The organism is Roseibium suaedae, from assembly GCF_900142725.1.
In the GTDB taxonomy this organism is placed as follows: Bacteria; Pseudomonadota; Alphaproteobacteria; order Rhizobiales; family Stappiaceae; genus Roseibium; species Roseibium suaedae.
On record NZ_FRBW01000010.1, the window covers coordinates 1 to 15,487 of the forward strand.

At 60.4% G+C, this 15,487-nt stretch carries 10 protein-coding genes; all 10 read right to left on the reverse strand.

What is annotated here, in order from left to right; genetic code table 11:
* Nucleotides 1-622: 622 nt before the first annotated feature.
* Entirely contained in the window at nucleotides 623-1,618 is a 996-nt protein-coding gene (locus tag BUA94_RS22800; RefSeq protein ID WP_073015757.1) for an ABC transporter substrate-binding protein, read from the reverse strand.
* Nucleotides 1,619-1,893: 275 nt separating this feature from the next.
* Complete coding sequence (gene cysG, locus BUA94_RS22805; protein WP_073015759.1) at nucleotides 1,894-3,426, reverse strand: siroheme synthase CysG; 1,533 nt, start codon at nucleotides 3,424-3,426, stop codon at nucleotides 1,894-1,896.
* Nucleotides 3,401-6,091, reverse strand: a complete 2,691-nt coding sequence (locus BUA94_RS22810; protein ID WP_073015761.1) for a nitrate reductase — start codon at nucleotides 6,089-6,091, stop codon at nucleotides 3,401-3,403. The genes cysG and BUA94_RS22810 overlap by 26 nt, the downstream gene beginning before the upstream one ends.
* Nucleotides 6,092-6,180: 89 nt before the next feature.
* Nucleotides 6,181-6,498 carry a nitrite reductase small subunit NirD gene (gene nirD / locus BUA94_RS22815; RefSeq protein WP_175558115.1) on the reverse strand — a complete coding sequence of 106 codons (318 nt, stop codon included), beginning with the start codon at nucleotides 6,496-6,498 and terminating at the stop codon, nucleotides 6,181-6,183.
* Between the two features lie 5 nt (nucleotides 6,499-6,503).
* On the reverse strand, nucleotides 6,504-8,957 hold the full coding sequence (nirB, locus tag BUA94_RS22820; protein WP_073015765.1) for a nitrite reductase large subunit NirB: 2,454 nt from the start codon (nucleotides 8,955-8,957) through the stop codon (nucleotides 6,504-6,506).
* Between the two features lie 26 nt (nucleotides 8,958-8,983).
* Nucleotides 8,984-10,753, reverse strand: a complete 1,770-nt coding sequence (locus BUA94_RS22825; protein WP_073015767.1) for an ABC transporter ATP-binding protein — start codon at nucleotides 10,751-10,753, stop codon at nucleotides 8,984-8,986.
* A gap of 9 nt (nucleotides 10,754-10,762) precedes the next feature.
* A complete protein-coding gene (locus BUA94_RS22830) occupies nucleotides 10,763-11,845 on the reverse strand; it encodes an ABC transporter permease (protein ID WP_073015769.1) in 1,083 nt (360 codons plus the stop codon).
* A 99-nt stretch (nucleotides 11,846-11,944) separates the two neighbouring features.
* The gene (locus tag BUA94_RS22835; protein WP_073015771.1) at nucleotides 11,945-13,351 is read right to left on the reverse strand and encodes a CmpA/NrtA family ABC transporter substrate-binding protein; all 1,407 of its coding nucleotides are present in this window, start codon (nucleotides 13,349-13,351) and stop codon (nucleotides 11,945-11,947) included.
* Between the two features lie 341 nt (nucleotides 13,352-13,692).
* A complete protein-coding gene (locus BUA94_RS22840) occupies nucleotides 13,693-14,868 on the reverse strand; it encodes a CmpA/NrtA family ABC transporter substrate-binding protein (RefSeq protein WP_073015773.1) in 1,176 nt (391 codons plus the stop codon).
* Nucleotides 14,869-14,899: 31 nt separating this feature from the next.
* Nucleotides 14,900-15,487, reverse strand: coding sequence for an ANTAR domain-containing response regulator (locus BUA94_RS22845; RefSeq protein WP_073015775.1), 588 nt, complete (start codon nucleotides 15,485-15,487; stop codon nucleotides 14,900-14,902).

Sequence of the window (15,487 nt, forward strand, 5' to 3'; positions counted from 1 at the left end):
GTAACTCTTACTCTAACTCCAGTCTCTCAACCAGAGCCTCGCAAGAACAACGCCGTCCACGCTTCTCTTCCTTCAAATCCAAATTGTCAAAGAACTCTAACCCGTTGGGCTAGATTGGTTTTCCATCTGCGCCTAAGCGAAAATCAGAAGACCAGAACCTCCGGAGAGGCCCGAAACAGAGCCGCCTTATCAACCATCCGAAGACCGTTGTCAACGCTCAATTTCAGTAATTTAGAGCGCAAGGCCCTGTCGCCAGCGACGTTGCCGCCGTCGATGAACCGGGTTATAGGCCCCGCCCCCCGAACCGTCAACTCCAAAAACAAACTTTTTCGAACTTTGAAAAATCATCCAACTCACCCCCTGTGGACAAACACCCCACACACACACCAAAAACCCACAACACCCCTACGAAAATCAAACAAACCAAAACAATCCACAAAACGTTAACACCAAGTAGGAATTAGGAGAATTCGTTCAGCCGCCTCACTTGCATCAGGGCTTGGGGCGTTCTTTTTCTCGAAAAAATAGCCGCACTGATTTGCGGGAAGCGCTTTTCCGGGCCGAAAAAAATGAAAAAGGCCGGACTTTTCGTCCGGCCTTTCCCTTTCAGCCCTCGCAAGGCTTACATCTTGTCCGTCACCACTGTGGTTGTTGCCCCTTCAGGCTCCTTGGTGATCACCGGATCGGACCCACCCGACAGAAGCGACTTCACCGTCCGGTCATAGGCAGCCATATCGAGCTTGCCATCGGAACCATCCACCAGCTTGGCGATTTCCTTCACCATGCGAACCTGGTGCTTTTCCGTCTGCGCGCCGGTGGCATCATTCTCGAGAACGATCTCGGCGGCTTCTTCCGGATGTTCTGCCGTATAGGCCCAGCCCTTCATGGAGGCGCGAACAAACTTGGCGTATTTTTCGACCATGGCCGGATCCTTGAGGCTGTCCTCAAGAACGTAGAGACCGTCTTCCAGTGTCGCGACACCCTGGTCTTCATATTTGAAGACCACCAGATCCTCGGCCGGAATGCCCGCATCGATCACCTGCCAATATTCATTGTAGGTCATCGTCGAGATGCAATCGGCCTGTTTCTGCAGCAAGGGATCCACGTTGAAGCCCTGCTTCAGCACGGTCACGCCATCCGGACCGCCTTCTGTCGGCATGTTCAGGTGGCTCATCCAGGACAGAAACGGGTATTCGTTTCCGAAGAACCAGACGCCCAGGGTCTTGCCCTTGAAGTTTTCCGGCGAGGTAATGCCGGTTGCCTTCATGCAGGTCAGCATCATGCCGGACTTCTTGAAGGGCTGGGCGATGTTGACGAGCGGCACACCCTTTTCGCGCGAGGCAAGGGCAGACGGCATCCAGTCGACGATCACATCCGCGCCGCCACCTGCAATCACCTGCGGCGGAGCAATGTCCGGACCGCCCGGCTTGATCGTGACGTCCAGGCCTTCTTCATCATAGAAGCCCTTGTCCTTGGCGACATAATAGCCAGCGAACTGGCCCTGGGTCACCCACTTGAGCTGCAGGGTCAGTGCGTCAGCGGCCTGGGCGGCTCCAGCGGAAAAGCCAGCCACCAGGGCAGACGACAGAGCCAGCGCTCTCAATGCATTGAATGCCATTCCCCTTCTCCTTATTCGGGCCGCCACGAGGCAGGCCTCTGGAATCAGACCCAAATGGCGAAGGTCCGGGACATGCTTCCTCTCCCCGGGACCAGCTTTAAGGCCGGTCTGCCTGCATGGTGCTTTGTCTCGCGCAGGCCCTGCTGACGTCAGACCACCGATCCGTCCGGAGCATTCATGCTTTCTCGTGTTCCGGACCGTCAGCCTGACCATTTGGTCAAGAAAACGTACGGAACTGCCGCCTCGATGGTCAAGGTGATTTTTTAGACAGGCGGTCAAAAAATCGCTTGGTTCCCTGACGCCCGTCTCAACTCCGCAAAACCGCCGGAAGGCAGGGCATTGGTCTTTTCCGACAGACGGTGAAAGACCTCGCCAAGAGCAATCAGCACCGGTCCATCCGTTGAAAGGGTTCCTACACCCTGCTCCAGATCCGAGAGCTGTCCGGCCCAGCGGACTTCCTCCGGCCGCGAGATATTCGCCATGGCGCAGACCGGCAGCGCGGGATTGCAGCCCTCGCTCAAGAGCCGGTCCCGGATACGGCCAGACATGCGCCCGCCCATATAAAAGACCGTTGTTGCCGCCGGATCGGTCAGAGCCTGCCAGTCGACAGTGTCCGGCAGCTCGCCCTTGCGCGAATGACCGGTGACGAAGCGGACGGACTGGGCATGGTCCCGGTGGGTCAATGACACTTTCAGCCCGGAGGCCATGGCGGTGGCTGCCGTGATGCCCGGCACGACGGAGACCTCAATGCCCTCCCGCTCCAGCATGTCGATCTCTTCACCTGCCCGGCCGAAGATCATCGGATCGCCGGACTTGAGCCGGACAACGGACTTGCCCTGGCGCGCAAGGGTCAGCATCAGTTCGTTGATGTCCTCCTGACGGCAGCTCTCGCGCCCTCCGCGCTTGCCCACCATCATGCGCCGCGCCTCCCTGCGGGCAAGCTCCAGCACATCGGAGGAAACGAGATCGTCAAAAAGGATCACATCGGCGCCCTGCAAGGCACGAACGGCCTTGATCGTCAGATGATCGGCTGCCCCCGGTCCCGCCCCCACAAGGGTGACCTTGCCCTTCGTTTCTGCGTGGCTGGTTGAGTTCCGCGCACAAAGCTCGTCCACCAGCGCTGGCATGTCATCTTCTGCGCGAGGAGCGCTTTCGTCGCCAAAGGCCTTTTCGGTAAAGCCTTCCCAGAACTGGCGCCGGGGACGGCCCGGTGCCAGCCGCGCCATGACATCTGCGCGGACCCTGCCTGCAAGAGCCGCCCAATCCGACAAGGTGCGCGGCAGAAGGGTCTCGATCCTCCGCCGGATGGCCTGACCGAGGATCGGGGCTACACCATTTGTCGAAATGCCGATCACGACCGGTGAGCGATTGACGATGGAGCCGAACTGAAAAGCACAGTGGCCGGGATTGTCGATGACATTATAGGGCACACCCGCAGAGCGGGCTGACTCTGCAAAGGCCTCTGCCTCGCTGTCATCTTCCGCATCTGCAATCGCCAAAGCCGCAGAAGAAAGGCAAGCGGGCGACCAGGTTGCCGCATGATGAACAAAGCTGCCCTTGACGCTGCCCGTCTGCAGCAGATTTTCCATTTCCGGCGAAAGCTCGGCCGCATGGACATGAACCACCGCGCCGCTGGCCGCCAGAAGCTCTGCCTTCCAGGCAGCAGCCGCAGACCCGCCGGCAACGACAGCCTTGCGTCCCTCCAGATTGAAGAAGACCGGCAGACAGGCGAGAGGCCCCATACGGCTTGTCTCACGGGATGCTGCCGTCGGACGCGGCACTTCAACCGGCTTTCGCGATACCGTCATCTCTCTTCTCCTCATTCAAGACCGTTTCGATCAGGCTGCGGATTTCCGAGCGGCAGGACCCGCAATTGGTTCCAGCCTTCAGGACCTCGCCAATGGCAGTGGTCGTGCAGGCACCACCCCGCGCCGCCGTCAGGATCTGGTTTGCACCAATCTGGTAGCAGGCACAGACAAGGGCGCCATTGTCCGGCATGTCTGCCGCAGGGCGGCCGGCGAGCACCCGCAAGCGGCTTGCCGGGGTTTCCGCCTCAAGGCCGAGCAGGCCACAGGCCCAGGCACGGGAAACTTCGACCGGTTCACGGGCAAAGAAAAAGGCTGTGCGCAGGGTGCCATCCTGCCAGAAGGCCATCCGGCAGGTGCCCGAGGCTTCGTCCTGAAACGATGTGATCTCCGCTCCGGCCAATGTCCCGCCTGCGAGGCGGACCGCCAGATCCATAAAGTCAGCAGCCTCGACGCCTGCAAACTCCAGACGGTGACCACCGGAAACGGGTGCAATGGCCCAATAGTCGATGCCGCGCAGGTGCGGCTTCTGATCCAGAACCGCAAAGCCATACCAGTGGGCCGGAAAGGCCTTGAGCGAGACAGGCGTAAACTTCGAGCCGGGCTGGCCGGAATGGGGATCCGTTGCGGGTGCGACCACCGCATCCACGCGCCCCCTGGAGGCGAACTGATCCGTCCAATGCATGGGCACGAACACCGTCCCCTTGCGGCCGCGCCCGGAAATCTGCGCCCTTACGGTGACGGCGCCATAGGGGCTCCTCACCTCGACCAGCGAAGCATCGCTAATGCCAAGGGCCAAAGCATCCTCCGGATGAATTTCCGCGAAGGGCTCGGCAATGTGCGATGTCAGCCGGGCGGTCTTTCCCGTCCGGGTCATGGTGTGCCATTGGTCGCGGATACGTCCGGTGTTGAGAACAAGCGGATATTTCCGTTCGCGCTTGCGCGGTGCAATCGGAGTAACAGCGACAAACCGCGCCTTGCGGTCAGACGTGTAAAAGCCGCCGCGCGCAAAGAACCGGCTCTCGCCCAGCGCCTCACCAGAGCGGGCGGGCCATTGAAACGGCGCCAGTTCCTCGAACGCTTCCTCATCGATATCCGCCATGGCGCCAATGTCGAAATCGCGTGTGCCATTGTTGCCAGCAGCCGACAACTCAGCATGCTCCCGGAAAATTCCGGCAGGCCCGTCATAGGCAAAGGCCTCGCGGTGCCCCATGCGGCGCGCCACTTCGCTGAGCGCCCACCAGTCCGGACGAGCCTCGCCCGGCAGATCAAGAAAGCGGCGCTGACGGGAAATCCGGCGTTCGGAGTTCGTGACCGTCCCGTCCTTCTCGCCCCAGGCGGCCCCGGGAAGCGCAACATGAGCAAATTCCAGTGTGTCAGCGGCGCAGGTCACATCTGAGACAACGACGAAGGGGCAGAGTTTCAGCGCTTCCGCGACGCCATCGGCATCGGGCAGGCTGTCGACCGGGTTGGTGGCCATGATCCAGAGCGCCTTGATCTTGCCTTCACGTACGGCGCGGAACATCTCGACCGCCTTCAGACCCGCACGCTCAGCGATGACCGGACTTTGCCAGAAGGACTGAACCAGGGACCGGTGATCCGGATTTTCCAGTGCCATATGGGCCGCGAGCATGTTGGCGAGACCACCAACCTCGCGTCCACCCATGGCGTTGGGCTGACCCGTCACCGAGAAAGGCCCCATTCCGGCCCGGCCGATCCGGCCAGTTGCCAGGTGGACATTCAGGATCGCATTGACCTTGTCTGTTCCCACGACGGACTGATTGACGCCCTGGCTATAGACGGTGACCATTTTCTCCGTGCGGGCCGCCAGATCATAGAAACGGGCGATGTCCTGACGCGAAAGGCCGGTCTCGTCGGCGATGCGGGAAATATCGCAAGCGCCCGCAGCGCCCAGCGCCTCTCCAAACCCGCTCGTGTGCCGGGAGATATAAGCCTCATCGAGATAGCCGTTCTCGGACACATAAGAGAGAAGTCCGTTGAACAGCGCCACATCCGTATCCGGCGCAAGACCAAGATGCAGGTCCGCCAGAGCGCAGGTCGCCGTGCGGCGCGGGTCGATTGTGACGATCCGAAGAGCGGGGTTGGCCGCCTTGGCGGCTTCCAGCCGCTGGAAAAGAACCGGGTGGCACCAGGCCAGGTTGGATCCGGTCAGAACCACAAGGTCGGCCTGTTCCAGATCCTCATAGGTGCCTGGAACCGTGTCCGACCCGAAGGCCCGGCGGTGGCCGGCCACCGAAGACGCCATGCAAAGGCGGGAATTGGTATCGATGTTGGCCGAACCGATGAAGCCCTTCATCAGCTTGTTGGCGACATAATAGTCCTCGGTCAAGATCTGGCCGGAAACATAGAAAGCCACGCTGTCCGGGCCGTGCTCTGCAATCGCAGCGGAGAACCGGGCGGCAACAAGATCCAGCGCGTCGTCCCAGGAAGCACGGGTGCCATTGATTTCCGGATAGAGCAGCCGATCATCCAGAGACAGGGTTTCGGCGAGCGCCGAGCCCTTGGAGCACAGACGGCCGAAATTGGCCGGATGCTCCGGATCGCCTTTCACGGTGACTGAGCCATATGGCTGGCGGGTGGCCAGAACACCGCAGCCAACGCCACAATAGGGGCAGGTGGTCCGCACAGTGGTCGCCTCTGCATTCATCGGTCCCGTACCTCCAGCTGTTTCTTCGGCTTCTATCGATCAAATCGGAGGCCGGGCCTGCTTCTTGGCGGCAGACCCGGCCTTCCTCCCTAGACGGTCAGTGCGAGATAGACTTTTCCGTCTTCCTGCTTGGCCGGGAACACCCGAACGGATCCCTCGTCCGCTCCCTGAGCCCGCCCCGTCTCAAGACTGATCACCCAGTTGTGCAGCGGGCAGGTCACGCAGTTGTCGTGAACGATGCCCTGGCTGAGCGGCCCGTTCTTGTGCGGGCACTTGTCTTCGATCGCGAGCACCTGATCATCCGCCGTGCGAAACACAGCGATGGTCATGTCGCCGTTCTTCACGCAGCGCGCGCCCAAAACGGGGATCTCGGTCAGATCGCCGATGGCGACCCAGGTCTGGGACATGACATTCATTCTGCTGCCTCCAGGGAAAACGCCGCCATGGGCTTGAACTCGTGCTTGTCCTTGCCGGAAACGCGCTCCGACCAGGGATCGACCTGGGCAAACTTCTGGGAGAAGACAAAACGATCAAAATAGCCCTGACGCTTTTCCGCATCGTCCATGATCTGTTGCCGGATCTCGTCAAGGCCGATGCGCTTGGCCCACTTGTAGATCCGCTCCAGATAATGGCCCTGTTCGCGGTACATCTGGGCAAGCGCCACCACATACTCCAACGCCTCTTCCTCGGTCTTCACCAGACCCAGGACTTCCGTGCCCTTGATATCGAGACCGGCAGCACCGGCGAAATGGATCTCGAAGCCGCTGTCGACGCAGATGATGCCGATGTCCTTGCAGGTGGCTTCGGCGCAGTTGCGCGGACAGCCGGAGACCGCCAGCTTCAGCTTGGCCGGGGTCCAGGACCCCCACATGAATTTCTCCAGCTTGATGCCGAGACCGGTGGAATCCTGCGTGCCGAAACGGCACCAGTCGGAGCCGACACAGGTCTTCACCGTGCGCAGGCCCTTGGCATAGGCCTGGCCGGAGACAAACCCGGCCTTGCCGAGATCCTCCCAGACACCGGGAAGGTCTTCCTTCTTGATGCCCAGCATGTCGATGCGCTGACCGCCGGTGCATTTCACCGCCGGAATATTGTACTTGTCGACCACATCCGCGATGGCCCGCAGTTCCTTGGAGGAGGTCATACCGCCCCACATGCGCGGAACCACAGAGTAGGTGCCATCCTTCTGGATGTTGGCGTGGACACGCTCGTTGATGAAACGGGACTGATAGTCATCCGCATACTCATCGGGCCAGTCGCAGACCAGATAGTAGTTCAGGGCAGGACGGCACTTGGCGCAGCCCTGGGACGTGGTCCATTCCAGTTCCTGCATGACCGCCGGAATGGTCTTTAGTCCCTTGACCTTGATCAGGCGGCGGACTTCGTCATGGCTGTGATGAGTACAGCCGCAGACCGGCTTGACCGCCTGCGGATTGAAGGCATCGCCGAGCGTTGCCGTCATCAGTTTCTCGACAAGGCCGGTGCAAGTGCCGCAAGACGCGGACGCCTTGGTATGGGCGCGCACATCATCCAGTGTGGTCAGGCCCTTGTCCTTGATCGCCGTGACGATCTTTCCCTTGCATACGCCGTTGCAGCCGCAGATTTCCGCATCATCCGGCAAGGCTGCAACGGCCGCCGTAGGGTCCAGCGGGTCGCCCCCCTGATAGGCCTGGCCGAAAATCAGGGTGTCACGCATGACGGACACATCCGTGCCCTTCTTCAGCATGTCGAAGAACCAGGGCCCATCGGAGGTTTCGCCATAGAGCACCGCGCCGATGATCCGGTTGTCCTTCAGGACAAGGCGCTTGTAGATCCCGGCGGCACCGTCCCGCAGCACAATCTCCTCACGGCCCTCGCCCTCGGCGAAGTCTCCCGCGGAATAAAGATCGACGCCCGTGACCTTCAGCTTGGTCGCAGTCACGGACCCTGTGTAGGTGGAGGAGCCTCCGGTCAGGTTCGACGCGATGACTTCCGCCATCTCATAAAGTGGCGCCACCAGGCCGTAGCACATGCTGCGGTGCTCGACACATTCGCCCAGCGAGAAGATATCCGGATCGGACGTGCGCATATCGTCGGCAACGATGATGCCCCGGTTCACATCCAGGCCGGTTGCCTTGGCAAGATCGGTGGACGGGCGGATACCGACCGCCATCACGACGATGGACGCTTCGATGATTGTTCCGTCATCCAGTTTAATACCGCGCACCTTGCCATCCTCGGTGCCGAGGATCTCATGGCTGTTCGCCTTGGTGCGGACTTCGATGCCCCGGCGGACAAACTCCGCCTCGAGCAGATATCCTGCTGCCGGATCAAGCTGCCGCTCCATCAGGGTCGGCATCAGATGCAAGACGGTGACTTCCATGCCCTGCATCTTGAGACCGGCCGCCGCTTCCAGCCCCAGAAGACCGCCGCCGATCACGATGGCCCGGCCGCCGGACTTGGCGGCGACCAGCATCTTTTCCACGTCGTCCAGATCGCGGTAGGTGAGAACACCGTCCAGATCCTTGCCCGGCAGGGGAATGATGAAAGGACTGGAGCCGGTGGCAATCACCAGCTTGTCATAGGAGGCGGTGATACCGTTTTCAGAGGTGACGGTCTTCGCTCCCCGGTCAATGCCGGACACTTTGGCCGACTTGTGCAGGATAATGCCGTTGTCCGCATACCAGGCATCATCATGGGTGATGATGTCCTCATAGGTCTTTTCACCGGACAGCACTGGCGACAGCATCAGCCGGTTGTAGTTCACGCGCGGTTCGGCGTTGAAAATGGTGACGTCATAGGTATCCGGCGCGAGCGTGAAAAGATGCTCCAGCATGCGCCCGGGCGCCATGCCATTGCCGACAACAACGAGTTTCTGTCTTGTCATGATCCTCTCCCCTTTTCAGGGCCAATCTATTCGGCGGCCTGAATGCCGGCGTTCTGCCGGGCGAGCCGTGCGGCACGTTTGTTCTGGATGGATTGAAGCTGATCGGCGTCCGGATTGGCGCCGCCTTCATAGGCTTCCAGAAAGTCCAGAAGCTCTTCGCGATAGGCGTAGTAGTCCGGGTGGGCGAGCAGCGCCTTGCGGGAACGCGGGCGCGGAAGATCCACGTCCATGATGTTGCCGATCCGGGCCTTCGGCCCGTTGGACATCATCACCACCCGGTCGGCGAGCAGGATGGCCTCGTCCACGTCATGGGTGACGCAGACCGCCGTGACCTGGGTGCGGGTCCAGACATCCATGAGGACGTCCTGAAGTTCCCAGCGGGTCAGGCTGTCCAGCATGCCGAAGGGTTCATCAAGCAGCAGCAGCTTCGGCGACAGGGCGAAGGCGCGGGCAATGCCCACCCGCTGCTTCATGCCGTTGGACATGTCGGCAGCGGCCCGGTGGATGGAATCCCCGAGACCAACCTTGTTCAGGTAATATTCGATGACGTCCCGCTTTTCGGCCTTTGACGCATCGGGATAGACCTTCTCCACCCCCAGTTCGACATTCTCGTAAGCCGTCAGCCAGGGCATCAGCGAGGGCGCCTGAAACACCACCGCCCGGTCAGGACCTGCCTGGAGGACATGGGTGCCATCCAGAACGATCGCGCCTTCCGAGATCTTGTTGAGCCCGGCAACCATGGACAGGACCGTGGACTTGCCGCAGCCCGAATGGCCGATCAGGGTGATGAATTCACCCTTCTTCATCTTCAGATCGAAGCCATCGACCACCGTCAGAGGGCCTTTCGGCGTCGGGTAGATCTTCTTGAGCTGGCTGAATTCCAGATAGCGGTCGGCAGATGAAGACTGGGCAGCCCGTTCATAGGCAGCAGGCAGCTTGTCCGCCGTCATCTGCTTTGCCGGGCGCTGGGTGATCGGAACGATGTTCGGCAGAACAATGTCCCGCTCGGCTTCCCGGCCACGGGCCGCGCCCGCTTCCATGAGATATTCGGTCACTTCGGCCCGCAGGCGGATGAAATCATCATCATGATTGAGCTCGCCCCGGTCCCGGGGGCGGGCGAAACCGACCTTGAATTCCTTGCCAAGCATTGCCGGATTGCCCGGGCACAGGGGAATGATGCGGTCTGCCAGGAGAATAGCCTCGTCCACATCATTGGTGATGAGGATAATGGTCTTCTTTTCCTGCTCGCAGATGGCCGCGAACTCGTCCTGCAGCTTGGCGCGGGTCAGCGCGTCGAGTGCAGACAGCGGCTCATCGAGCAGCAGGAGATCAGGCTGCATGGCCAGCGCCCGCGCAACGGCCACCCGCTGGCGCATGCCGCCGGACAGTTCCGAGGGACGCCGGTCCTTTGCATGGGCAAGGCCAACCATGGAGATGTATTTCTCCGCGATCGCCTTGCGCTCTGCTGCCGTCTTCTTCTTGAAGACACTGTCGACGGCCAGGGAGACGTTGCCAGCCACCGTCAGCCAGGGCATCAGCGAATAGGACTGGAACACGATGCCCCGGTCCGGGCTCGGACCATCGATTTCCTTGCCTTTGAAGACGATTCCGCCTGTATCCGGCTCAATCAAACCGGCCAGCATGGACATGAGCGTGGTCTTGCCGGTGCCGGAAAACCCGACGATGGCAATGAATTCGCCCTGTTCCACCTTCAGATTGACGCCGCCCAGCACATCGGTGCGCTTCTGGCCTTCGCCGTAGGACTTGGAGACGTTGAAGATTTCGAGATAGCTCATCGTCTCCCCCTACCGGTTGGCTGAAAAGGTGAAGGCGCGCTGCAGGGCGAACATCAGGCGATCAAGGGCAAAGCCGATGATCCCGATGGTGATGACTGCAACCATGATCTTGGCGAGGGACTGGGAAGAGCCGTTCTGGAATTCATCCCAGACGAACTTTCCAAGGCCCGGGTTCTGCGCCAGCATTTCCGCGGCAATCAGCACCATCCAGCCCACGCCCAGCGAGAGCCGCAGCCCGGTGAAGATCAGCGGCAGGGAGGACGGCAACACCAGTTTGGTGATGGTCTTCCATGTGGGCAGTTGCAGGACCCGGCCGACATTCATCAGGTCCTTGTCGACGGAGGCAACGCCCAGCGCCGTGTTGATCAGGGTCGGCCACAGGGAGCAGAGCGTGACCGTGACAGCAGAGACCAGAAGGGACTTCGGCAGCCATTCCGCCGGATCGACATAAAGAGCAGAGACGATCATCGTCACGATCGGCAGCCAGGCGAGCGGCGATACCGGCTTGAAGATCTGGATCAGCGGATTGATCGCGCCGCTGAAGCTGCGCGACAGACCGGAAGCAATGCCGAGCGGAACCGCAATCAGCGTTGCGATCAGAAAACCAAGGCCGACGGTGATGAGGGAGGTGCCGATCTGGTCGACATAGGTCGGCTTGCCCGTATAGGTCCGCCACTTGATCTTGTCGGTCTTGCCTGCTGCCTCGAACTTGGCGTTGCGCTCTTCCTGGCGCAGGTAGAACTCATCGGATTTTTCACGCTCACGGACGTGATCGTCCCACAGGTTCACCGCCTGAGCCCAGACCTGAACCGGACCGGGAACCGCGCCAAGGGAGGTCTGCACCTTCGGGGCCAGAACCGACCACATCACCAGAAAAGCGGCAATGCCGATCAGCGGAATGATCAGGACCTTCTTCAGTTCCTGAAACTGCTCCTTGGGGCTGTCGCCGGCAGCAATGCGCAGGATCGGCACCAGCCACGAGAACCCAAGGGCATCAAACCAGCCTGAGGCCTTGGTAATCCACGTGAAGAGGCGCTCCTGGCGCGCCGCGCGGGCGCTTTCTGCACCGGCAGACATTTCGGCATTGGCCATCGAAAGATCCTTCCTCTGGAAACGGAAACTCTTTTTTGTGAGTGAAGCGGGGGCGGCATGTTTGCCGGCCCCCGACCCGCGATGGGGCCTTGGCTGTCGTCAGCCGCCGACCACCTGATTGCCATCCACGGTCTGCTTGCCCTTCAGGCCGATCGGCAGGCTGTCGATGTAGGCGTTGGGCTGCTTGCCGTCGTAGGCGATGCCGTCGATCACATCAGCGGCAGGGGTGGGAGCGCGATAGCCGTCGCTGGTCCAGGGGAAGTCGGCCTCATCGACCTTGCCTTCCTCGACAAGCATCCGGGCAGCCTTGAGATAGATCTCTGGCTGATAAACGGACTTGGCGACCTCGTCGTACCAGCTGTCCGGCTTGAATTCCGGTATCTGGCCCCAGCGGCGCATTTGGGTCAGATACCAGACCGCATCGGAGTAGTAGGGATAGGTCGCGAAGTAGCGGTAGAAGACGTTGAAGTCTGGAACTTCGCGCTTGTCGCCCTTCTCATATTCGAAGGTGCCGGTCATGGAGTTGGCGATGACTTCCTTGTCCGCGCCGACATATTCCGGGCGGGACAGGATCTCGACCGCTTCCATGCGGTTGGCGTTGTTGTTCTCGTCCAGCCACTTGGCGGCGCGGATCAGCGCCTTGGTCACGGCAAGGGTCGTGTTCGGATATTGCTCGGTGAACTCCTTGGTCATGCCGAACACTTTTTCCGGGTTGTTCTTCCAGATCTCGTAGTCGGTGACGACCGGAACGCCGATGCCCTTGAAGACAGCCTGCTGGTTCCACGGCTCCCCGACGCAATAGCCATTGATCGTGCCAGCTTCGAGGGTCGAAGGCATCTGCGGCGGCGGCGTGACGGACAGAAGCGCGTCGGCCTGGATCTGGCCGGAAATGTCGGTCTTGGAATAAAGACCCGGGTTGATGTCGCCCGAGGCCAGCCAGTATCGCAGCTCGTAGTTATGGGTGGAGACCGGGAACACCATGCCCATGTTGAACGGCTTGCCATCCGCCTTGAACTTGTCGATGACCGGCTTCAGGGCAGACGCCTTGATCGGGTGAACCGGCTTGCCATCCGCACCCGTTTCCAGGTGAGCCTTCATCATTTCCCAGACTTCATTGGAAACGGTGATGCCGTTGCCGTTCAGGTCCATGGAGAAGGGCGTGACAATGTGAGCCTTGGTACCGAAGCCGATGGTCGCGGCCAGAGGCTGACCGGCCAGCATGTGGGCGCCATCCAGTTCACCGGTGATCACGCGGTCCAGCAGAACCTTCCAGTTTGCCTGCGGCTCCAGCGTGACAAACAGGCCTTCATCCTCGAAGTAGCCCTTCTCATAGGCAACGGCGAGCGGCGCCATGTCGGTGAGCTTGATGAAACCGAATTTCAGCTCGTCCTTTTCGACATCCAGCATGTCTGCCCGGGCAGATCCGGCATAGGCGGCAACGCCGCCGACAATCAGCGCCGCAACAGCGGTTCGCCGGGAGATGGTCAGTGTTCCAAAACGCTTCATCACTTGCTGATCCCTCATTCTAGCAAGTGCCCGGTGTCCGGGCCCATGTCTGAAAACAAAAAAGCCGCCGACGTGACTTGCATGCGGGAGGGCATGGGGATCACGTCGGCGGCTTTGCCGAAACGCCCTTCGATGGGCGTGAAACTTAAGGGGCCGTCTTTGGCGCTGATTTTAATAATGCATGGAGCGTGCCAAGTTCATTTCAACGCTCTGTGTTCAATGACTCCAATACCTTAAGGGAAGAACGGACTTTTCCCTGCCGAAAGGCCGACTATTTTTCACGCCTCTTTCCGCATCAACTGAACAATATTTTTGCACAGCAACAAAAAGAGCCAGCTCATCTATCCGGCTTGTCCCACATATCCGGCAATATGATCAGCCAGGGTTTGATCGGAGAAAACCTGCCCATCAAACAAGGTTGATCCAGTGCCTTCCCCGCTCGCATTCAAGACACCATCAGTGCCCAGCGCCTTTTGGAAAAGCGCAGGAGAAAAGGTCTGCCGGACCAGATCGAGATCACCTTCGCTGAACCGGGCCTGCCCCCAGCGCACCATCTGCGCGTAGAACCAGAGGCCGTGATCTTCGCGCGGACAATGACGCTCGACCCCGCCAAATGACAGGAAGCCGGGAACGTTGACTTCTGTCTGCGCATCAAAGCGCAACCGTCCAACCAATGCCGGGCGGCACCAGTCCACTGGGCAATCCAGAAACTCCGCCCCGGCAAGAAGACCAGCCAACTCCTCGAGATTGCCCGGATCCGCACACCAGTTCGCGGCCGCCATCAGCGCCGCAATGAGCCGGCACAGCAAATCGCCGTTGGCTTCTGCCCATTTTGCCGTGACCCCGAGGACTTTTTCCGGACTTCCCGGCCAGATCGCCTCCTTGGTGGTGACGATCCGCGCCCCTGCCGTATCGGCTGCCTTGGTGTTCCAGGGCTCCCCAACGCAATAGCCATCAAGCTGCCCTGCAGCCAGGGCATCGGCCATGACCGTTGGCGGAAGAACAGAAATCTCGACATCCCGGTCCGGGTGAATGCCCGCAGCAGCAAGCCAGTACCGCAATTCATAGGCATGACCCGAGAAGGGATGCACGACACCAAAATGCAGGGAAGGCGCACCGGTTTCAGCACGGTTGCGGATCACCCTGGCCAAGGCTTGTCCGGTCGACAGTGGATCACCGTTTTCAGCAGCCCCTTCCACCTTCATTGCCCGCCACAGATCCCCTGACACGGAAATCGCGTTGCCTCCCGTGCCCAGCGCCATGACGGCGCGCATGGGAACCGCCAGTGTGGTGAGGCTAAGAGAGGAGGCGATCGGCATGGGCGCGAGCATATGCGCGACATCAAAATGGCCAACGGAAATCCGGTCGCGAATATTGGCCCAGGACGTTTCCCGGACCAGCTTCAGCTCAATGCCTTCCGCCTCCGCAAAGCCACGGCTGGCCGCAACCGCCAGCAATGCGCAGTCCAGAAGAGGCAGAAAGCCCGCCACAATCGTCTGCCGCGATATCGCGCTCATCTTCTCACCTTGTCCAACACGTCTCCCCCGATCAATCCATCAGCAAGCCGCTGGCAATGACGAGGCTTTGTGCCACTTCGCCGATCTTCCGGCTCTGGTTCATGGCTGTCCGGCGCAAGAGCCGGTAGGCCTCGTCCTCGGAAATGCCCTTCGATTTCATCAAAATGCCCTTGGCCCGGTCGACCACCTTGCGCTCGGCCAGTTCGGAGCGGGCGTCTTCCAGTTCCTGATTGAGGCGGGCAAAGGCGCGGAAGCGGCTGATCGCCATATCCATGATCGGCTTGACCCGCTCCCGCTTGAGGCCATCGACCACATAGGCCGACACCCCGGCATCGACCGCGGCCTCAATCGACCCGGCATCTGCCTTGTCGACAAACATGGCAATCGGTCGGCGCACGGCGCGGGACACCTGGAAGATATGTTCAAGCTGGTCGCGATTCGGGTTCTCGAGATCGATCACGATCACGTCTGGCTCGATCTCGGTGATCCTGCGGACAAGTCCGTCCATCTGATCCAGGACGATGACCTTGTCATGCCCGGCATCGCGCAATCCCTGTTCGATGATGGAAGCGCGGATCCGGTTGTCGTCTATGACCAGAATGGAAAGCGATGGCGTCAT